This is a genomic window from Mesorhizobium sp. HAY1-8B, from assembly GCF_056868045.1.
On sequence record NZ_CP200321.1, the window covers coordinates 199,931 to 219,297 of the forward strand.

At 63.5% G+C, this 19,367-nt stretch carries 15 protein-coding genes and 2 pseudogenes; 2 read left to right on the plus strand and 15 right to left on the minus strand.

Going from position 1 to position 19,367, the window contains the following annotated elements:
- Window positions 1–249: 249 nt before the first annotated feature.
- From AC1VON_RS00990 to AC1VON_RS01015, 6 genes are all read right to left on the minus strand, one after another.
- A complete protein-coding gene (locus tag AC1VON_RS00990; RefSeq protein WP_483120049.1) occupies window positions 250–1,419 on the minus strand; it encodes a DUF930 domain-containing protein in 1,170 nt (389 codons plus the stop codon).
- A 152-nt stretch (window positions 1,420–1,571) separates the two neighbouring features.
- Complete coding sequence (locus AC1VON_RS00995) at window positions 1,572–2,330, minus strand: 5'/3'-nucleotidase SurE (protein WP_483120051.1); 759 nt, start codon at window positions 2,328–2,330, stop codon at window positions 1,572–1,574.
- The gene (locus AC1VON_RS01000; protein ID WP_483126253.1) at window positions 2,330–3,493 is read right to left on the minus strand and encodes an MBL fold metallo-hydrolase; all 1,164 of its coding nucleotides are present in this window, start codon (window positions 3,491–3,493) and stop codon (window positions 2,330–2,332) included. The genes AC1VON_RS00995 and AC1VON_RS01000 overlap by 1 nt, the downstream gene beginning before the upstream one ends.
- Window positions 3,493–4,569: an ABC transporter ATP-binding protein gene (locus AC1VON_RS01005; RefSeq protein ID WP_483120052.1), complete on the minus strand. Its 1,077-nt coding sequence runs from the start codon at window positions 4,567–4,569 to the stop codon at window positions 3,493–3,495. The genes AC1VON_RS01000 and AC1VON_RS01005 overlap by 1 nt, the downstream gene beginning before the upstream one ends.
- Complete coding sequence (locus AC1VON_RS01010) at window positions 4,557–6,260, minus strand: ABC transporter permease (RefSeq protein ID WP_483120054.1); 1,704 nt, start codon at window positions 6,258–6,260, stop codon at window positions 4,557–4,559. Before AC1VON_RS01010 ends, AC1VON_RS01005 begins: the two co-directional genes overlap by 13 nt.
- Window positions 6,261–6,334: 74 nt before the next feature.
- A complete protein-coding gene (locus AC1VON_RS01015) occupies window positions 6,335–7,321 on the minus strand; it encodes an ABC transporter substrate-binding protein (RefSeq protein ID WP_483120056.1) in 987 nt (328 codons plus the stop codon).
- Window positions 7,322–7,584: 263 nt separating this feature from the next.
- Here AC1VON_RS01015 and AC1VON_RS01020 point away from each other — a divergent pair, with 263 nt between their 5' ends.
- Window positions 7,585–8,556 (plus strand): sugar-binding transcriptional regulator, encoded by a 972-nt coding sequence (locus AC1VON_RS01020; protein ID WP_483120058.1) that lies wholly within the window; start codon window positions 7,585–7,587, stop codon window positions 8,554–8,556.
- 30 nt (window positions 8,557–8,586) lie between these two features.
- Here the strand turns inward: AC1VON_RS01020 and AC1VON_RS01025 are convergent, their stop codons facing one another.
- The 9 genes and pseudogenes from AC1VON_RS01025 to AC1VON_RS01065 form a co-directional block, all read right to left on the minus strand.
- Window positions 8,587–8,955 carry a hypothetical protein gene (locus AC1VON_RS01025; RefSeq protein WP_483120059.1) on the minus strand — a complete coding sequence of 123 codons (369 nt, stop codon included), beginning with the start codon at window positions 8,953–8,955 and terminating at the stop codon, window positions 8,587–8,589.
- 118 nt (window positions 8,956–9,073) lie between these two features.
- Window positions 9,074–10,437, minus strand: a pseudogene (locus AC1VON_RS01030) (pyruvate dehydrogenase complex dihydrolipoamide acetyltransferase).
- A 3-nt stretch (window positions 10,438–10,440) separates the two neighbouring features.
- Window positions 10,441–11,439 carry an alpha-ketoacid dehydrogenase subunit beta gene (locus AC1VON_RS01035; protein WP_172348294.1) on the minus strand — a complete coding sequence of 333 codons (999 nt, stop codon included), beginning with the start codon at window positions 11,437–11,439 and terminating at the stop codon, window positions 10,441–10,443.
- Window positions 11,439–12,467, minus strand: a complete 1,029-nt coding sequence (locus AC1VON_RS01040) for a thiamine pyrophosphate-dependent dehydrogenase E1 component subunit alpha (RefSeq protein WP_172348293.1) — start codon at window positions 12,465–12,467, stop codon at window positions 11,439–11,441. The genes AC1VON_RS01035 and AC1VON_RS01040 overlap by 1 nt, the downstream gene beginning before the upstream one ends.
- Before the next feature lie 2 nt (window positions 12,468–12,469).
- Window positions 12,470–13,798, minus strand: a complete 1,329-nt coding sequence (locus AC1VON_RS01045; RefSeq protein ID WP_483120062.1) for an NAD(P)H-dependent oxidoreductase — start codon at window positions 13,796–13,798, stop codon at window positions 12,470–12,472.
- Between the two features lie 247 nt (window positions 13,799–14,045).
- Window positions 14,046–14,893: pseudogene (locus tag AC1VON_RS01050) on the minus strand (carbohydrate ABC transporter permease).
- On the minus strand, window positions 14,890–15,765 hold the full coding sequence (locus tag AC1VON_RS01055; RefSeq protein ID WP_140772575.1) for a carbohydrate ABC transporter permease: 876 nt from the start codon (window positions 15,763–15,765) through the stop codon (window positions 14,890–14,892). The pseudogene AC1VON_RS01050 and the gene AC1VON_RS01055 overlap by 4 nt, the downstream one beginning before the upstream one ends.
- A gap of 71 nt (window positions 15,766–15,836) precedes the next feature.
- Window positions 15,837–17,126 carry an ABC transporter substrate-binding protein gene (locus tag AC1VON_RS01060; RefSeq protein ID WP_483120064.1) on the minus strand — a complete coding sequence of 430 codons (1,290 nt, stop codon included), beginning with the start codon at window positions 17,124–17,126 and terminating at the stop codon, window positions 15,837–15,839.
- A gap of 79 nt (window positions 17,127–17,205) precedes the next feature.
- Window positions 17,206–18,306, minus strand: a complete 1,101-nt coding sequence (locus AC1VON_RS01065; RefSeq protein ID WP_172348289.1) for an ABC transporter ATP-binding protein — start codon at window positions 18,304–18,306, stop codon at window positions 17,206–17,208.
- A gap of 185 nt (window positions 18,307–18,491) precedes the next feature.
- On the opposite strand from AC1VON_RS01065, the gene AC1VON_RS01070 reads away from it, so the two are divergent.
- Complete coding sequence (locus AC1VON_RS01070; RefSeq protein WP_172348288.1) at window positions 18,492–19,337, plus strand: metallophosphoesterase family protein; 846 nt, start codon at window positions 18,492–18,494, stop codon at window positions 19,335–19,337.
- The last annotated feature ends 30 nt before the right edge of the window (window positions 19,338–19,367 follow it).

Consider the following 19,367-nt stretch of genomic DNA (forward strand, 5'->3'; position numbering starts at 1 on the left):
AATAGCGGCGGCTTCAAGCATAGGCATTGGATTTGCGCGTGTAGCTTGTCGATTCACCACACCCGGGCCAGCCCGGCCAAGGCGCAGGGGCGGCTCAACGAGCCGCTGCCACACGATCCGCCCCATCAAGACAAGGGGACCGGACAGTTCGCTGCCGCCATGCCGCCCACCTGACGGAGGCTGGTGCCGATTCGTCTGCGCCGACTGGCAAGAAAATAGCCAGCAATTGTCCCGGCTCGGCGTGCCAGCCTAATTCAGCGGATACTTTGTAAATCCGCGACTGGCCCATTCGCCACGCGGGACCAATGAGCCCACATGGAAGTTGAAGGACAGGACCCTCGTCGCATCGGCGTCGACTTCGCACCGGAAGTCCAGATTGTACCAGGCGCTTCTGGTGCTGAAGGCGGCTTTCGGAGGATTGAGGACATTGCCTGCGTCCAACGGGCTGTTTGGAACCCACTTGATCGTATAGTCGGCATTCTGCAATTCTCGGCTCAGAACGTTGCCGCAAAGGGTGGCCGCGCGCACCCCACGCGGCACTTTATCCATTGAGCTCGTGGCGAACGCATCGCCGGTTGCTCCCGGCGAGTAGAGCTTTCTGACGCCCGGAAGGCCGGAATAGATCGGTGATCCCGCAACGTCGTTGTTGGTGGGGTTTGACCTTCCAGCATTCCCAACCGGCGCCTTGAAGGCTCTTGCCGGTTTGAACGCCATTGTCTTGGCAGGTTTGGGCTTTGCCTTTCCAGTTGAGGCTGGAGGCGCCGGCTTGTCACCGGTCTCAGCCGCCAATGGCTTTGGCGTCACGACCTCTGGTTTTTCGGCGGTTTGCGATGCTGGCTCCTGCTTGTCCGACTGTTGCTTATCGGCATCCTCGGTCGCTTGCTTTTCCTCGCTTTGCGCGGGTTTTTCGTCGGGCGGAACGGTGGCAGGCTTCTCGTCAGGTTTGCTGGGCTCTGCCTTCTGCTGAGGCGTTGCAGCCGGGGCGGGCTGGGCCGGCGCAGGCGTCGGTGTTATAGGCGGCTTCGCCGCCTCATCCTTGGCCGGCGACGGCGTGCTGGGTTTAGCGCTGCTTCCGTCGAGCGATTTCTCCGGCCCAGTATCTTTCTGGCCGTACTGAAAAACGCGCTTCAGAACCTGTTCGTCTGGCGGTTTCGGCGGTTCCGGAGGCGGCTTTTGTTCAGGTGGCTTTTCAGCCTTCTTTTCAGGCTTAGGCTCCGGTGGCTTTGGAGCAGGTTTCGGCTTAGGCTTCTCGGGCGGCGGCACGATCGCGACATTGACGGGCTGTTCCTGCTGAACCGGTTGCTGCTCGGACCTCGGCACGCCAAAGAACAAGAACGCCGCGATCATGGCATGCAGGATCAGCGATGCGGCCAAGGCCCATCGCCAATTGCGAAACCACTCTCGTATCTTGCCATTCATTGCGCCCGATGTGGAATGAAATAACGGCAGCTTCAAGCATAAGCATTGGATTGACGCAATTTGACCGCTGACAGCTTGGTGATCTGCGGTCTCGCGAGCCGGCCTCCAAAACGCTAGCGTCACTCGCGCAGCTCGACGATCCAGACCTGAAATCAGCTGGCGTCGCCGTTGCCCGGAATCCCGTCCAGAAATCGTTCGTCCAGCCGCGTTTCGCCAAACCAGTTCAGCCGGTTGATGCTGACGAAGCCGGCATCGATCGCCTCGTTCTCGTCGCCCGGCTCACTGGCATGGGCGCGCCCGCGCGGAACCGTGATGACCGTGCGATCGCCGTCGCTTTCCACGACCTCGGCCTTGCGGCCGATCTTATCGCGGCCAATGCGCGGCTGACGGATTTCAGCTGGCAAGGCGGTCGGCAGATTGACGCTGAGCCAATGGCCTTCGCTCGCCCAATCGGCGCGCGACTGCCACAATGAGGCGATCAGCGCGCCAAGCCACTGGTCGTCGCCATCAGTGAAGTCAGGATTTTTCACCCGTGAGAAGCCGATCGCCAGCACCCCCCAGAAAGTTGCCTCCCGGGCAATGCCGAGCGTGCCGGAATAGGCGAGGTCCTCGGCGACGTTGCGGCCGTCATTGACACCCGACAGCACCAGATCCGGCTTCATGGCGTCTGCGAACAGCCACGTCATCGCGCTCACCACGCAATCGGCCGGCGTGCCGGAGCAGGAGTACCAGTTCGGCTTGACGCGCCGCATCGTCAACGGCCTCGCAATGGTCAGCGACGAGCTGGCGGCGGTGCGCTTGCCATCGGGCGCGACCACCCACACATCGTCGCTCAACCCGCCGGCGGCGTTGGCGAGGCGGGCAAGGCCCGGCGCCTCGATGCCGTCGTCATTGCAGATCAGGATTCTCATTATTTGCTTCCTTGCGGCACCGCGATGCGCTGGCCTGTGCGGCATTGCGTGCGCAGTGACGGGATGTGGCTCTTGAGGTCGGCGAGAAGATCCGTGGCGCAGGAATGTCCCAGCGCCTCAGGCCGCCCTGCCTTTTCCCAGATATCGACATTGCCCGACAGCGTCGGATGGGTCGGCATGCGCACCCAGTCCGCCCGGCCGGCCCTGTACAGGAGATCGCCCGGAGAACCCGCCGGCAGATGCCCGGTAAGCAGTACAGGGAACCCGGCCTGATCGGCGCGCGGCAACAGGCGCGACGACGGCCCGGCCTCGCCCATGCCGTCATCGGCCAGCAACGGCAGCGGCGGCAACGGATCGGCATCGGTCCAGTCGACAGCGCCCGCCAAGCGGACACGCAGAAGCTCGGAAACCCCAGGCAACAAGGCCGCCGTGGCGCCAATCTGTGCTTCCAGGGAGAAACGCATGCCGGCATGGATGGCAAACGGGCCCGGCAGAGCCGCGATCAATTCCAGCGACCGCCCCGACAAAGGCGTCGGCAGGAGGCACCCCTGCGGATGCCTTGCCACCCATTCGGAAATTTCCCGCGCACGCGCCGTCCCTGATACTGGATCGGCGCCGTAGGAGGCATCGAAGACCAGAAGATCGCAGTGCGGGATCGTGTCCATCACGAACACATGGCTATCTGGCACCACATCGGCCGAATAGGCGACGCGGCTTTTCCCGTTATCGACGGCGAACCAGACACCGCCCACGACATGTCCCGACCGCCCGGTCCGGACCGTAAGATTGCCACTCTTCAATGTATCACCGGGTTCGAAGATTTCGACACGATCGTGCGGGAACGGAAAGCGCCTGAAATCCTCCGGCTCGGCATAGGCAGCGAGCGTGGCCGGCGCCTCGTCGCGCGTTTCGGTTGTCATGAAGATCGGGCCGGTATAGCCGCGCGACAACAGCCAGCTCAGCGCGCCGACATGATCCTCGTGGGCGTGCGAGACAAAAAGCGCATCGATGTCGCCGACCGATCCGTTGAGCGCCGGATAATACTCCGCGCCGGAAGCGCCGACCTTGATGCCGACATCGAGCAGGATGCGGTCGTCGCCGTTGTTGACAGCGAGGCTGGTACGGCCCTTTTCCCCAAAGCCGCCGAGCAGGTCCAGCATCATCACGATACCGCCTCCGCCGGGATGAGCCATCCGGATCTTATCCGCAGCCGCGCCTGAGCCCCGCTCTCGAGCGTGACCGGGTCTGGCTGTTCAAAATGCAAGGTAAGCTCGGGACCGGCCGCAGGCGTGAATTCGACGCGCGCCGCGCCGCCCTGATAGATCACCCGCTTGACGAGGCCGTCGAAACCCGGACCATCCGGTGATGCGTCGAGATCCGCGGACCGACAGCAGATCTTGGCACCCGCGCGCGGTCGCTCGCCGAGGCCGCAGCGGACCACCAGCTCGGCTCCGAGAACCCTGACCTTGCAATGGCCGCCCTCCTCGCCCGTCAGAACATCCGCCGGCAGCAATATGCCTTGCGAGATGAAGGACGCCACCATTTCATTTGCCGGCTCATGATAGAGCTTGCGCGGCGTCGCCAGCTGCACGAGCCTGCCGTGATCCATCACCGCGATGCGATCGGCCAGCGCCATTGCCTCGGCCTGATCATGGGTGATGTAGACGATGGTTGTGCCGGTGCGCTTGTGGAAGGCTGCGAACTCGTCCTCCATTGAGGCTCTGAGATGCACGTCGAGATTGGCGAGCGGCTCGTCGAACAGCACCAGCGAGGGCGCGGCGACAAGGCATCGCGCCAATGCCACGCGCTGGCGCTGGCCGCCGGAGAGATTGGCGGGTCTGCGCTCGCCAAGCCCCTGCAAATTGACCAAGGCGAGCGCGTCCTCGACCTTCTGGCGCGCAACCGCCTTGTCGAGCTTCGCCACCTTCAGCGAATAGCTGATGTTTTCGGCAACCGTCATGTGCGGCCACAGCGCATAATTCTGGAAGACAATGCCGACGCGCCGCTTTTCCGGCGCGACGCTGCCATCCTTGGCCGACACCACCTCGCTGCCGATGCGGATTTCGCCCGATGTCACTTTCTCGAAGCCGGCGACGAGCCGCAGCAACGTCGTCTTGCCGCAGCCGGAAGGCCCGAGCACGGCGAGAAACTCGCCGTCGGCGACGTCGATCGAGACGTCCTTCACCGCATCGAAATCGGCGAAGCTCTTGGTCACATGGTCAAGGGTCAATCGCGCCATGGCAGAACTCCGCTCGGAAGATGAGGGGCAAGCAGATTGGTCACCAGCATGAGCACGAAGGTGACCGCGACCGTGATGACCGACATCGCCGCCGCATAGTTGGAATCGCCGCCTTGCTCGAAGGAAAACATCACCACGCCGATCGTCTCGGAGCCCGAGGACCACAGCAGCGCCGAGACGGTAAGTTCGCTGAGCGCCGTCATGAAGATCAACAGGCCGCCTGCGATCGCCGCCGGGGCGACCAGTGGAAAGACTATGGTGCGCATGCGCGTGAACAGGCCGGCGCCGGCCACCTGCGCGGCCTCTTCCAGCGCCCGGTCGATCTGGTGATAGCCGCTGATGGTCGGCCGCAGCGCCAACACCAGGAATCTGGCGAGATAGGCGTAGAGGATGATCCAGACCGTGTTGTAGAGCTGGATGCCGGTGAACGGGATCGGCCGCAGGAACAAGAGCAGCGAGGCGATCGCCAGCACCACGCCGGGCAAGGCATAGGGCAGTTCGACCGACAGGTTGAGCAGCCGCACCCAGCGTTGCTTGCCCCAGGCGATGAGATAGCCGACAGGCACGGCCACGATGACCGCGAAGAAAGCCGCCGCGATCGACAGCCAGAAACTGTTGAAGAAGGCGCGCTTTGCGGCATCGTGCTCGAACAGAACGAAACGGTAATTGTCGAGCGTCGCCGTCTTGGCGGTCAATGCGATGCCATAGCCCGGCACCAGCGAGGTCAGCACCAGCCCGAACAGCGGCAGGAACAGTACCAGCACGATCAGGAGCCACATGCCGGCCTGGACGGCGGGCCGCCAGCGGCCGAGCTCGTAGGGTTCAGCCGGCAGCGATGTCGAGGAAATGCGGTAGTCGCGGCGGCGGCTCATCACCTCCTGGACAAGGATGCCGGCCATGGCGATGACCCCGATCAGCACCGAGAGGAATGCGGTTTCGCCGAGCACCGCCGGACCGCCGCCGGCCAGCTTCTGATAGATGAGCGTCGGCAGCACGAGATAGTTGGCCGGAATGCCGAGAAAGGCCGGAATGCCGAAATTGCCGACGCAGGAGACGAAGGCCAGCGCCGCGGCCGCCATGATCGACGGCGTCATCAAAGGCAGCACGATGGTGACAAGCACGGTGAACCAGCCGGCGCCACCGGCGCGTGCGGCCTCGACCAGTTCGCGCGGCAGCTTGCGCAGGCCGGCCCGCACCAGCAGGAAGACCAGCGGGCCGTATTGCACGCCAAGCAGCAGGATGATGCCCGAGGTCGAATAGAGCGGGTTCTTCGTGCCCAGTGGCGGTGCGGCGCCGAACAGCTTGAGGAAGGGGCTTGCTGGACCGAACAGTTGCAGCCAGGCCAGCGCCGTCACCTGCGGCGCGATCATCAGCGGCATGACGTAGCACAGCACCAGGGCGCCGCGGCCGCGTATGTCGGTCAGCGAGACCAGGACCGCCACCAGCGTTCCCGACAGCACGGCAAGCAATGTCCCGCCGATGCCGACGACCAGTGTGTGCCATGTCGCGATCCAGGTCGCCGGGCTTCTCAGCCCGGCCTGCACGGCCACGGTCGACAGGGTTCCGCCGGGTGCCACGATCTCCTTGACGAGGCGCAGCATGGGCAGCAGCGAAAGCAGCACGATAACGACCGCCACCGCCGTCGTCAGGGCCATTTCCTGCCCCCGACTTTCCCTGATGCGTGTTGACATGATTGTGCTTCCTGGAATCGATCCGTCGACGCGGTCGGGATGCCGTCTGATCGGCATCCCCCGCGATTGCCGGCTCAGCCGCCGAACAGTTCCTGGAACTTCGCCTTGTCGGCGTCGGTCTTGGCGACGATTGCCTTGGTGTCGAACGGCATTACCTTGACCTTGACGCCTTCCGGCAGCCAGTCGGGGCGGCCGACCGAGGCGCGTGCCGGCAGATAACCCATGGACAGCGCCAGCTTCTGGCCTTCGTCCGACAGAATGAAGTCGACGAACTTCTTGGCGCCATCGACGTTCTTGGCTGTCTTCATGATGGCCACCGGCTCGGTCACCGCCGGAACGCCTTCCGAGGGGAACACGAACTCGACTGGCGACCCCTTCTTCTTGGCGTTCATCGCCATGAAGTCGACGAGGATGCCATATGGCTTCTCGCCTGATGCCACGGACTTCAGCACCGCGCCATTGCCGCGCACGCTGACGGTGTTGTTGGTCTTGAGCTTCTGGAAGAAATCCCAGCCATAGTTCGTATCGCCGGCGAAGCCCGAGAGCAGATAGGCGGCCGCACCCGAATAGAGCGGACTCGGCATGACCAACCCATCGGCATAGGCCGGCTTGGCGAGGTCGGCCCAATGCTCCGGCTTTTCCGCGGCGGCGGTGTTGTAGACGATCCCGGTGGTGATCAGCTTGCTGCCGAAATAGGTCTTGTCGGCGTCATAGGCGTCGGCCTCGATGCCGTCGAGCTTGGCCTCGGGATAGGCCATCAGCCTGTCATCTTTCTTCAGCAGCTCCATCGAGACCGCGTCGGCGATCAACAGCACGTCGGCCTGCGGGCTTCCGGCGGCGAACTCGGCCGCCATCTTGGTCAGGATGTCGCTGGTTCCGGAACGATAGATGGTCACGTCGATGCCGGGTTGCGCCTTCTTGAAGGCGTCCACCGTCTTGGCCGCGTCGGCTTCCGGCTGCGATGTGTAGAGCGTCAGTGTTTCGGCACTTGCCACGCCGGCAAACAAAGTTGTGGCGAGCGCCAGCTGGCTGGCCAGCAGCTTGATGAATAGCGTCTTCATGAGACCTCCTGTCTTGTCTGTGCATGACCGGTCCGGCCCCTGGCCGGCTCCCCGTCTCTTCCTCCCTGCACGGCGCATATGACTGGTGGATGACACAGCGCGCGGAACCCACAAAATATGTTCATATGTACAATGTCAATTACAAATGAACAGAGATGTGCGACAATCGGCATGCCGCAACCCGGCATCCAGTTGACATCCGGCCGGCGTTCCTCCGATGAGGGCAACGCCGTCAGACCACGGCTCATGAGGGACCAGAACCGATGCCCGCCGAAAAACCCAGACCGGCTCGCCTGCCGATGGTCTCGTCGGACCTCAACGTCAAGACGGCCTGGCTCTACTATGTCGAGGGCTTCACCCAGGAGCAGATCGCCGAGAAGCTCGATGTTTCCAGGGTGAAGGTCATGCGCACGCTGGCCGCCTGCACCGCGGAAGGCATCGTCGTCACCATGATCAACGCCCCGACAGCAGAGCAGGTGGCGCTCGAGCGGCAGCTGGAAAAGCGCTGGGGCCTCAACGCCGCCGTCGTCATCCCGACACCCTCGGCGCATGAGCATCTGGAGAAGGCGATCGGCCATGCCGTGGCGGCCTATCTCGGCGAGCAGATGCGGGACGGCATGACGCTGGCGATCGGCGGCGGCGCGACGCTGCATGCCAGCCTGGGTTTCCTCGCCCGCCGGCAGCTGAAGCACGCTTCGGTGGTGGCCCTTGTCGGCAGCCTGCCGCATTCGCAATGGATCAACCCGTCGATCGTCGCGGCCAAGGTCGCCGATGTCTTCGAGGTCGACAGCTACCAGATCACCGCGCCGGTGATGGTGGACAATCCTTCGCTTCGCGATCTCCTATGGGCACAGCCGACCCTGCAGGACGTGCGCCGCCGCGCCGCGGCCGCCGATATTGCTCTGCTCACCGTCGGCGACATGTCGCCGGACGCCACCATCTTCCGCCATGGCATCGTGCCGTCATCGCTGATCGCGCCATTGAAGGCGAAAGGCGCGGTCGCCAATATGTTGTGCTACTTTGTCGATGCCGCCGGCAGGCTGGTCGATCACGAGGTCAACGGGCGCGTCATGGCCATCGATCTCGAAATGGTCGGCCAGGTGCCGAATGTCGTGCTGGCCGCTGGCGGAAAACGCAAGGTGGCGGCGATCTTGGCCGCGCTGGAAGCCGTCAGCACCAATGTGCTGATCACCGACAGCGACACGGCCACCGCGCTGCTGGCCAAGGGCGGCTAAGACAGCTTTCGCTCTGGCCGTCGGTTCGAGCTAAATAAGTCCGCGCTCGCGCAAAAAATCCTCGACGCCGACATGCGTCATTGATTCGAATTCGGCGATCGCCTCGGCAATCCGCCTGCGCTGGGCCACCAGCAACGTGAACACCTGCTTCATCTCGCCGGAAACGCCGAAACGGCTCCAGCGCTCGGCAATATGGGCGGGCAGGCCGATATCGGCACAGAACGCGTCCAGGCTGTCATAACCAAGGCCGGCGACAAGCTGCTTCGTCTCGTCCGCCGACATGCGCGGCTCGAAAGCGTGATCGTGCAGGCGCTGCGCTACAAGCTTGATATCGGACGGCGAGGCACCCATGACCTTGCCGAATAAGGTTTTGACGTCAGACGGGTCGAATGCAGGCATGCTGGCCTCCCTTGAACGCAATCCACTGGGGAACATGGGTCAAGGGTCGACGCCTGACAAGTCGTTTCTGAATGTGAGCCGGCTTTGCAGGTCGGCCTCACCCAATTGTCAACACGCCCTATACCAACAGCCCCATCGGGTTTTCGATCAACCGCTTGAAGGCGACCAGCAGTTCGGCGCCAAGTGCCCCATCGACGGCACGATGGTCCGTCGACAGCGTCACCGACATCACGGTGGCTATTCTGATCTCGCCGTTCTTGACCACGGCCCGCTCCTCGCCGGCACCCACCGCCAGGATCGTCGCATGCGGCGGGTTGATGACGGCGGCGAAGTCCTTGATGCCGAACATGCCGAGGTTCGACACCGCCGTGGTGCCGCCCTGATACTCTTCCGGCTTCAGCTTGCGGCTGCGCGCACGGCTCGCCAGATCCTTCATCTCGTTGGAGATGGTGGACAGCGACTTCTCGTCGGCATGCCGAATGATCGGCGTGATCAGGCCACCGGGGATCGAGACGGCGACGCCGACATCGGCATGCTTGTGCTTGACCATGGCGCTTTCGGTCCATGAGGCATTGGCATCCGGCACCGCCTTCAGCGCCATGGCCATCGCCTTGATGACCATGTCGTTGACCGACAGCTTGTAGGCGGGCGCCTCGCCCTTGTCGGTCTTCTTCACCGGGGCGGCGGCATTGATCTGCGTGCGCAATGCCAGCAGCGCGTCGAGTTCACAGTCGAGCGTCAGGTAGAAATGCGGAATGGTGGTCTTGGCCTCGACGAGGCGGCGCGCGATGGTCTTGCGCATATTGTCGTGCGGGACGAGGTCGTAGGAGCCCTCCTCGAACAGCTTCAGCACCTGGTCGTCCGACATCGCCTTCACGGCAGGCGCGGAAGCAGCGGCGGCGGCGGGAGCTTCAGGAGCCAATGCTGGGGCCTCTTTGGCACCGCCCTTGGCAATCGCCGCGTCAATATCCGCCTTGACCACGCGGCCGTAAGGACCGGTGCCGGTGACGCTGGCAAGGGCAAGGCCCGCCTCACGCGCCAGACGTCGGGCAAGCGGTGTCGCGCGTGCGCCCGACGGCGATTGGCCGATCTCCCCCCAGAGGGGGAGATGCCCGGCAAGGCAGAGGGGGGCGTGACAGAATGCGACGTTGGCGGGACAGCGCCCCCCTCTGTCGACTTGGTCGACATCTCCCCCACAAGGGGGGAGATTGGCGCCGTGTCTTGCTTGGCCCCATAAGCCTCGCCATCGGCATAGATCCAGGCGACCGGCGCGCCGACCGGAATGTCGACGCCTTCCTTGCCGGTCACGTCGCGCAGCACGCCGCTGGCCGGCGCGTCGATCTCCATCGCCGCCTTGTCGGTCTCGATCTCGAACAGCACGTCGCCCTTCTTGACCTGCTGGCCTTCCGTGGCGAACCAGCGCGAGATCTGTCCGGTCGCCATGTCCATGTCGACCTTGGGAAGAATGACTTCTGTCGGCATGTCTCAGCGAACCCCTTTCACGAGGTCGCGCGCGGCGGTGATGATGTCGGGAACCTGCGGCACGGTGGCCTTTTCGAGCTCCGGATTGTAGGGGATCGGCGTCTCGGCGCCGCCCAGCCGCACGATCGGTGCGTCGAGATAGTCGAACGCCTCGCTCTCGGCGATCATGGCGCTGACTTCGGCGCCGATGCCCAATGTCTTGACCGCTTCGTAGACGCACATCAGCCGCGACGTCTTCTTGACGCTGTCGATGACGGTCTGCTTGTCCATCGGCCGGATGGTCCGAAGATCGACGACTTCGACGTCGATGCCCTCGGCTTCCAGCGTGGCGGCGGCTTCGAGTGCCTTCTGCACCATGATCGAGGTGGCGACGATGGTGAGATCCCGGCCTTCGCGGCGTATGTCGGCCTTGCCGATCGGAACCGTGTAGTAGCCTTCAGGCACCGGGCCCTTCACCTTGTAGAGCAGCTTGTGCTCGAAGATCATCACCGGATCGGGATCGGCGACGGCGGCCAAAAGCATGCCCTTGGCATCGTAGGGCGTCGCCGGCTGAATGACCTTCAGGCCCGGCACATGGCCGAGCCAGGCCTCCAGGCTCTGGCTGTGCTGCGCGGCGGCACCCGTGCCGGAGCCGGCCGGAAAGCGCATCACCACGGGAACGGAAACCTCGCCGCCCAGCATGAAACGCATCTTGGCCGCCTGGTTGACGATCTGCTCCATGGCGAGCGTGGCGAAATCGGAGAACTGGAATTCGAAGATCGGCCGCATGCCGGTGACGGCGGCGCCGACAGCGACGCCCGCACCACCCAGCTCCGAGATCGGGGTGTCCATCACCCGGTCAGTGCCATAACGGTCGACCAGGTCGCCGGTCACCTGGAAGGCGCCGCCATAAACGCCGATATCCTCGCCCATCAGGAAGACGCGCTCGTCCATGTCCATGGCGATCGCCATGGCTTCCTGGATCGCCTGGGCGTAGCTCAGTTCACGCACCATCGCGTCCATCACGCCTGCTCCGTATACACATAATTTCCAGTCTCGCTCACATCCGGCGAAGGGCTCGCCTTGGCGAACTCGATGCCGTCGGCAATCTCCTGCGCCACGGCGTCGCGAATGGCCTCGATGCCCTTGTCGTCGATGAAGCCGAATTCCCGCAATTCGTTCTCGAACAGCGTGATTGGGTCACGGTTCGACATCCAGTCCTCGATCTCTTCCTTGGTGCGATAACGATTGCGGTCGCTCTTGGAATGGCCGCGATGGCGGTAGGTCTTGGATTCGATGAGCGTCGGCCCTTCGCCCGCGCGCGCCCGCTCGACGGCCTTGTACGAAGCCTCGGCGACTTCGGAGAAAATGTTGCCGTTGACGATGACACCGGGCATCGAATAGGCGGCGGCGCGATCGGCGATGTTCTTCACCGCGGTCGAACGGGCCGTCGATGTCGACATGCCGTAGCCGTTGTTCTCGCAGACGAAAATGACAGGCAGCTTCCAGACAGCCGCCATGTTCAGCGCTTCGTGGAAGGCGCCTTCATTGTTGGCGCCATCGCCGAAGAAGGAGACGACGACCTTGCCGGTCTTCATCATCTTGGAGGAGAGCGCAGCACCGACGGCGATCGGAATGCCGCCGCCGACAATGCCATTGGCACCGAGATTGCCCTTGGCGACATCGGCGATGTGCATCGAACCGCCACGGCCCTTGCAGTAGCCGGTTGTCTTGCCGAAGAACTCGGCGAACATGCGCTTCACCTCCGCACCCTTGGCGATGCAGTGGCCATGGCCGCGATGCGTCGAGGTGATCTGGTCATCCTCGCCAAGCGGCATGCAGATGCCCATGGCGCTGGCTTCCTGGCCGATCGACAGGTGCATGGTGCCGTGGATCAGGCCACGCATGTAGCTTTCCTCCGCGCCCTCTTCGAAGCGGCGGATCAGGTACATCTTGTAGAGCACCTGCTTGAGCTGCTCGGCGCTGTACTGGCGATAGACGAAAGGCAGGTTGGCGCGGCTGTCCGCGACGGCTTTGCTGGCTGTGGCCATGATCAGGCTCCCACGGTTCCGTAGACGAGTTTGTCCTGGCGGGCGCGCAGCTCCGCAATCTTGGAGCCCGGCACAGGAGCGGCATTGGCATAGGTGATGAGCTCGCCCTTCTTGATCGGCGCCGTCACCGAACCGCCCTGCAGCAAGCCGCAAGGAATGGCTCGCGCCGCATGCGCTTCCGGCGCCGTCATGATCCAGGCGCGGTAGCAATATTCGCCGATCGCATCGAGCTTATCGCCCGGCTGCATGTCCTTCTTGGCGACCGCGGCAACTTCAGCCACCGGCGTTGCCAGCGGCACCATGTCAGCCTTGCCGTAAAGGACGACGCGGGCGCAGGTCAGCGGCACTTCGAGCGAGGTCAGGTGATAGGGGCGATGGAAGGTGAAATACGGGCCCTTGCCCATCTTCAGGTCTTCCATGCGCTCCGAAATGCGCGGATGCGACATGTCGGCGACGACGAAGACGCCGGGCGCCACGCCCTTGCCGATCGAGTAGTCGACGACGCCGACCTTGGACAGCACGCCGCCATCCTTTTCAGGCACCAGGACTTTCGAGAGTTCGCCGAGTGTCGCCGCGGGGCCATGCATGCCGGCCTTGTCCGGCACCAGGCCGGTGGCATTGGCGATCGCCGCCATTTCGACCATGGTCTTGGAGCCATCGACGAATTCGACCAGCATACGCACATTCATGTGCCGGCGCTTGGCCTCTTCCTCGTAGGCGGGCGGCGTGGCGTCGATGTTGAGCGGGTTGTTCTTGCCCTTGCCGGCGGCGACGATCGGATGGCCCATGGCCGAAACGAACTCGATCAGTTCCATGCAGGAGGACGGCTCGTCGCCGGCGCCCAGCGAATAGGTGACGCCGAGCCGGTCGGCCTCGCTCTTCAGATAGGCGCCGATGGTGACGTCGGCCTCGACATTCATCATCACCAGATGCTTGCCGTGCTCCATGGCGCGCAAGCCGATCTCGGCACCGACGGCGGGAACGCCGGTCGCGTCGATCACCACGTCGATGAGATCATTGTTGATGACAAGGTCGGCATCGTTGGTGACCGCCACCTTGCCGGCTTCCATGGCAGCCGTCATCGCCGAAGCGTTCGACACTTCCCGCGCATGGCCGGTTTCCTGGAAGGCAATATCCACCGCCTTGCTGGCGGCCGGCAGGTTCAGCTCCGAGATCGCGCCGATCTCGATACCGGACATGTGGGCGACGCGGGTGACGATGTCTGTTCCCATCTCGCCGGAGCCGATCAGGCCGATGCGGATGGGCTTGCCCGACTTGCCACGCTCATCGAGATCGCGGGCAAGGCCCGTCAACGAAATATTGGAAGCCATACCGCTTATTCCTCCCACATTGCAGGCTTGTTCAAGTGCTTGACGGGTATTGAACATCTGTATTTCTGTCAAGACTAATGTCCAAAATCACCGCACTTTCGTGCCCTTTCCGGAGGCTTCCGACAGGCACGGAATGGCCGCAGGCAAAAGCCGGACGCCACGCGTTGCGGCAGGCTGTCCGGGATGCGGAACAGCCGTCGAGCCGCAAAGCCGAGCGGCGGACGCCGCGATGTTCCGGCAGAGGCGGCTACTTGATGCCAGCCCGCATGAAACTCTGCACGAACTGGCGCTGGAACAGCAGGAAGCCGATCAGCAGCGGCGCCGAGGTATCAAGGCGGCCGCCGAGATGATGCTCCACTGCACGCCCTGGTCGGGCGAGGCGAAGACCTGCAGGCCGACCGTCAGCGGCCGGGTCGAGACCGAGTTGGTAATCACCAGCGGCCACAGGAGATTGTTCCAGTGGTAGCTGACCGAGACCAACCCATAGGCGACATAGATCGGGCGCGACAGCGGGACGTAGACCTTGAGCAGGATGCCAAGCGGCCCGGCCCCTTCGACGCGTGCGGCGTCGTCGAGCTCCTTGGGCACGGTCAGGAAGGCTTGGCGCAGAAGGAAGATGCCGAAGGCCGACGCCATGTAGGGCAGGCCCATCGCCAGCACGGTATCGACGAGGCCGAGCTTGACCATGGTGCGGTAATTCTCGACCAGCAGCACCTCGGGCATGATCATCAGCTGGATCAGCACCAACATGAACACCAGCGTCTTGCCGCGGAAATCGTAGCGGGCGAAGGCATAGGCGGCGAGCGTGCAGATGACGAATTGGCAGGCCAGGATGACCGTGATCAGCACGAAGGTGTTGAGGAAATAGCGCGCGAACGGAGCCGCATTCCAGGCCTGGATGAAATTGCCGAATGTCAGGGGCGCCGTCAGGTCGAAGCGCACTTCGTACTCGGCGGGATGGAACGCCATCCACACCGCATAGAGCAGCGGCAGGATCCACAGCGCGCCGAGCAGATAGCAGCCGATCACCTCGATGGCGTGCCAGAAACCTTGTTCGCGCGACTGGATCGGCTGGGGGAGAGCGGTGACGGTCATTTGTAGTGGACCCTCCGGTCGAGAATGCCGAACTGCACGAAGGCGAGTGCTGCGAGCAGTGCCAAAAGCACCATGGTCAGCGCGGCGGCATAGCCGGTATCCCAGAAGCGGAACGCCGTCTGGTAGATGTAGTAGAGGAGCAGCGTGCTGGCATTGTCGGGGCCGCCACGGGTCATGACGATGACGTGGTCGATCAGACGGAACGAATTGATGATGGCGTTGATCAGCACGAACAAGGTCGTCGGCATCAGCAGCGGGAAGGTAACGCGGCGAAAGAAGTACCAGCGCCCGGCGCCCTCGAGAGCCGCGGCCTCCGACAGCGACGGGCTGATCTGCTGCAGCGCCGCCAGGTAGAAGATCATGAAGAAGCCGGCTTCCTTCCAGACCGCCAGCACCATGAGGCTGCCCAGCGCCGTCGAGCCATCACCCAGCCAGTTGCGTTCGGCAAAGCCGAACAGGCCAAGGAAGCGGTCGATGAGACCGTAGCCGGGCGTGTAGAAGAACAGCCAGATGTTGGCCACCGCGATCATCGGCAGGATGGTGGGCAGGAAGAACGACATGCGCAGCAGGGCCTTGCCGCGGATGGACGAGTTGACGATCAACGCCATCAGCATGGCGAGGCCGATCGCCACCGGCACCGTGCCGATGGCATAGATGGCATTGTTCTTCAGCGCGGCCAGGAACACCGGGTCGCTCAGCATGTCGCTGTAGTGGCCGAGCCCGACGAACTTTGCCGGGCGTACGCCGCGCGGCGTGTTGTAGAAGCTGTTGACCAGCGTCATCACCGCCGGGATGTGGGTGAACGCCGCCAGCAGCACGACGGCCGGCAACAGCAGCAGCCAGGCGGTGATCTGATTTCGTCCCTGTGTCACGAGACACCCTTTCCTGTCGCTGTGGCGGAAAGGGCGGCGGATCGGCTTCGACCCACCGCCCTTCGTATCGGTCAGCGATACTGCTTCAGGATGCGGTCGGCTTCCTGCTGCGCATCGCTCATCGCCTGTGCCGGCGTCTTGGTGCCGGTCAGCGCGGCCTCGATGCCGTCATCGATGACGCGGGCGACACGCTGGTTCTCATGCGTCGAAAGCTCCGGCACCATGTAGGGAATCTGGTCGTGCGGGACGGCGGCACCCGGGAATTCCTTGACATAAGCCTGCATTGCCGGCGTGTTCCAGGCATCGTCGCGCGGCGCGATATAGCCGGTCTTGATGCTCCATTCGGCGGCCTGGTCGGCCGAGGTCAGCCATTTCGCGAACTGGAAGGCCGCCTGCTGCTTCTCGGGCGCCGTGCCGTTGAAGATGAATATGTTGCCGCCGCTGGTCGGCGCGCCGCGCTTCTTGTGCTCCGGCAGCATCTGCACGCCGAACGGGAACGGCGCGTTGGTCTTGACATTGGTCAGGTTGCCGCTGGTCGTGGTGATCATGGCGGCACGGCCCTCGAAGAAGTCCTTCGGGTTGGTCGCCCACTCGATCACGCCGGGCTTCATCACCTTGTGCTTGAGCGCAAGGTCCGTCCAGTACTGCAGTCCTTCGACGACCTCGGGGGAATCGAAATAGGTCTTGTCGCCCGAAACATCGGCGATCGTGCCGCCATTCTGGGCGACATAGCCCTGCAGCAACCAGTAGGAGGTCAGCGACGACGGCACCTGCATGCCCCATTGCGTGACGTTGCCGCTGGCGTCGCGCTTGGTCAGCTTGGTGGCGAAATCAACGACTTCTTCCCAGTTTTGCGGGCCGACATCCGGGTTGAGGCCGGCCGCCTTGAAGGCATCCTTGTTCCAGAAGAACACGGTCGTACCGCGCTGGAAGGGGATGCCCCAGGTCTTGTCCTCGCTCTTGCTGTTGATCATGAACACCGGCGAGAATCCGGCGAGCCAGGCCTTGTCGTCGTCGGTCTTGGCCATGTCGTCGATCGGCGCGATCGCGCCCTCGTCGATCAGCGTGAAGAGATCGGCCGACAGCATGACCGCCAGTTCCGGTGGCTGGCCGGCCTTGAACGCGGTCAGCGACTTGCTGATCGTCTCGGAATAGGTGCCGGAGTAGATCGCCTTGACCTTGATGTCGGGATTGGCCGCCTCGAACCGAGTGATCAGGTCATCGACGATCTTGGTCACCGGTCCGCCGATGGCCACGGGATAATAGAAACTGATTTCGACCGGCTCGGCCTGCGCCACGCCGAGGCTCAGGCCTGCTCCCAACAGCGCGGCGCCAAGCCAATTGCCACTTCTTACAAACATCGTTTCCTCCGGTTTGTGATGTTTTCTCGTTGTCGTCGCCAATCGGCCTGTTTCGAGGCCGTGGGCCGTTCCCGGCAGGTCAGGGCACCGCGCGCAGCACGCGCTCGCCGGCAGCTTGACCGACCAATACCTTACGCTCGGCCCTGTTGCCGTCCGCCTCGTCGAAGACGTGCATGGCATCGGGCAGCCAGCCCAGCCGCACCTGGTCGCCAACGGACTGCCGGCGGATGCCGTCCACGCGCACCTGCAGAAGCTGGTCGCCGACGGCGCACTCCAGAATGCTGTCGGCGCCGTGATATTCGATGCCGCGGATGATGGCGGGAACGACGCCATCCGGCTCGATCCGGATCTCCTCCGGCCGCAACCCGAGCGACAGTCCATCGCCCTTGCCTTCGACCAGTGCCGGCCCCGCCGATCCCTTGATGATGGCGCCGGCCGGCCCATCGGCCAGCGAGACGAGGTTCATCGGCGGCGTGCCGATGAACCTTGCCGCGAACGATGTCGCCGGCCGCAGATAAAGCCCTGCCGGCTCCGCCTTCTGTTCGATGCGGCCGCCGCGCATGAGGATGACCTGATCGGCAAGGCTCATCGCCTCGATCTGGTCGTGGGTGACATAGACCATGGTCATGCCCAGCGCCTGCTGGATGGTGCGTATTTCCTTGCGCATCTCGTGGCGAAGCTGCGCGTCGAGGTTGGACAGCGGCTCGTCCATCAGGCACACCGACGCCTCCGCGACGATCGCCCGGCCGAGGGCGACGCGCTGCTGCTGACCGCCCGAAAGCTGGGAAGGCTTGCGGTCAAGAAGCGCCCCCAGCCCGAGAATGTCGGCTGCCTTCTTGAGGCGGCGCGCCCGCTCCCCGGCCGGCACCCGCCGCACCTTGAGACCGAATAGGATGTTTTCCGCAACGCTGAGGTGCGGGAAGAGCGCATAGGACTGGAACACCATGGCCAGGCCGCGCTTGGCCGGCGGCTGCGCGGTGACGTCCTTGCCGCCGATGAAGATCTGGCCCGAAGTGACCGCATCGAGGCCGGCAATCAGCCGCAGCGTCGTCGACTTGCCGCAGCCGGACGGCCCAAGCAGCACCGTCAGGGTGCCGGGCTTCACCTCGAAGCTGACATCCTTCACGGCGTCAAAGGTCGCCCACCTCTTGTTGAGGTTCCTGATCTCGATGCCGGACATGGTGCCTCCCTGTTCCGGTAACCTCCCGCCCGATCCCTCCGGAATCCGCGCTGCGAAGGCGCGCTCGGGCTGGCGATCCGTTGATCGCTAAAATCGAATATTGAACTATCATTCTCAAGTCAATACAATTGTACAATTCTGAAGCAGCGACGCGTCAGACCACGACCACTGGCAAAGAGAGATCCATGGCCTCGATTCGAATTATGCAGATATCCGACACCCACCTGTCGCCGCGAACCCACCGGTTTCACGAGAACAACGAACTCATGATCGACGTGCTGAAGGCCGCCGATCACGACCTGATCGTCCATACCGGCGACATCACGCTCGACGGCATACGCTTCGAGGAAGACTACCCCTTCTGCCGCTCGTTCCTGGAGCGCGCCGGCAAGGACATCCGCTATATTCCCGGCAATCACGATGTCGGCGACAATCCACGCCTGTCGCAGCCCGAAACCGCCATGGGCAGCGCCATCAGTCCGACCAGGCTTGACCGTTACGAGCGCTATTATGGCGCCGACAGATGGTCGATCGACCGCGGCAACTGGCGGCTGCTCGGCATCAATTCGCTGCGTGTCGGTTCGGGACTGGACGGCGAGCAGCAGCAATATGACTGGATCGGCGAACAGCTGGCAACGCTTGGCCAGCGGCACCTGGCGCTGTTCTCGCATCAGCCGCTCTATGTCGACACGCCGGAAAGCACCGAGCTGACCTACTGGACAGTCGATCCGATCGGCCGTGAGAACCTGCACGAATTGATGGAGCACAAGCAGCTGAAGATGATCGCCAGCGGGCATCTTCACCAGCAACGCTCGCGCGGCCACGATGGTGTGAGGCTCGAATGGTGCTCGTCCATCGCCTTCACCACCCGCGAGGAACTGGTGCCCGAAATGGGCGGCAACCGCGAGGTCGGCTATCTCGAGCACGTGCTGCATGACGACGGCGGCATCGAAACCCGCGCGGTGACCATTCCCGGCTTCGTCAACAGCTATCTCGACGATTGCCTGCTCGAGGTCTACCCGAAATACTGATCTCCCAATGGTCGATAACGCAAAAAGGGC

Excerpts from the sequence above, each read along its gene's own strand:
- AC1VON_RS01025 (WP_483120059.1), bottom strand. The coding sequence starts at position 8,955 with ATGCCTGCATTCGACCCGTCTGACGTCAAAACCTTATTCGGCAAGGTC.
- AC1VON_RS01060 (WP_483120064.1), bottom strand. The coding sequence starts at position 17,126 with ATGTTTGTAAGAAGTGGCAATTGGCTTGGCGCCGCGCTGTTGGGAGCA.
- AC1VON_RS01045 (WP_483120062.1), bottom strand. The coding sequence starts at position 13,798 with ATGGCTTCCAATATTTCGTTGACGGGCCTTGCCCGCGATCTCGATGAG.
- AC1VON_RS01000 (WP_483126253.1), bottom strand. The coding sequence starts at position 3,493 with ATGATGCTGGACCTGCTCGGCGGCTTTGGGGAAAAGGGCCGTACCAGC.
- AC1VON_RS01005 (WP_483120052.1), bottom strand. The coding sequence starts at position 4,569 with ATGGCGCGATTGACCCTTGACCATGTGACCAAGAGCTTCGCCGATTTC.
- AC1VON_RS01070 (WP_172348288.1), top strand. The coding sequence starts at position 18,492 with ATGGCCTCGATTCGAATTATGCAGATATCCGACACCCACCTGTCGCCG.
- AC1VON_RS00995 (WP_483120051.1), bottom strand. The coding sequence starts at position 2,330 with ATGAGAATCCTGATCTGCAATGACGACGGCATCGAGGCGCCGGGCCTT.
- AC1VON_RS01035 (WP_172348294.1), bottom strand. The coding sequence starts at position 11,439 with ATGGACGCGATGGTGCGTGAACTGAGCTACGCCCAGGCGATCCAGGAA.
- AC1VON_RS01010 (WP_483120054.1), bottom strand. The coding sequence starts at position 6,260 with ATGTCAACACGCATCAGGGAAAGTCGGGGGCAGGAAATGGCCCTGACG.
- AC1VON_RS01015 (WP_483120056.1), bottom strand. The coding sequence starts at position 7,321 with ATGAAGACGCTATTCATCAAGCTGCTGGCCAGCCAGCTGGCGCTCGCC.
- AC1VON_RS01040 (WP_172348293.1), bottom strand. The coding sequence starts at position 12,467 with ATGGCCACAGCCAGCAAAGCCGTCGCGGACAGCCGCGCCAACCTGCCT.
- AC1VON_RS01020 (WP_483120058.1), top strand. The coding sequence starts at position 7,585 with ATGCCCGCCGAAAAACCCAGACCGGCTCGCCTGCCGATGGTCTCGTCG.
- AC1VON_RS01065 (WP_172348289.1), bottom strand. The coding sequence starts at position 18,306 with ATGTCCGGCATCGAGATCAGGAACCTCAACAAGAGGTGGGCGACCTTT.
- AC1VON_RS00990 (WP_483120049.1), bottom strand. The coding sequence starts at position 1,419 with ATGAATGGCAAGATACGAGAGTGGTTTCGCAATTGGCGATGGGCCTTG.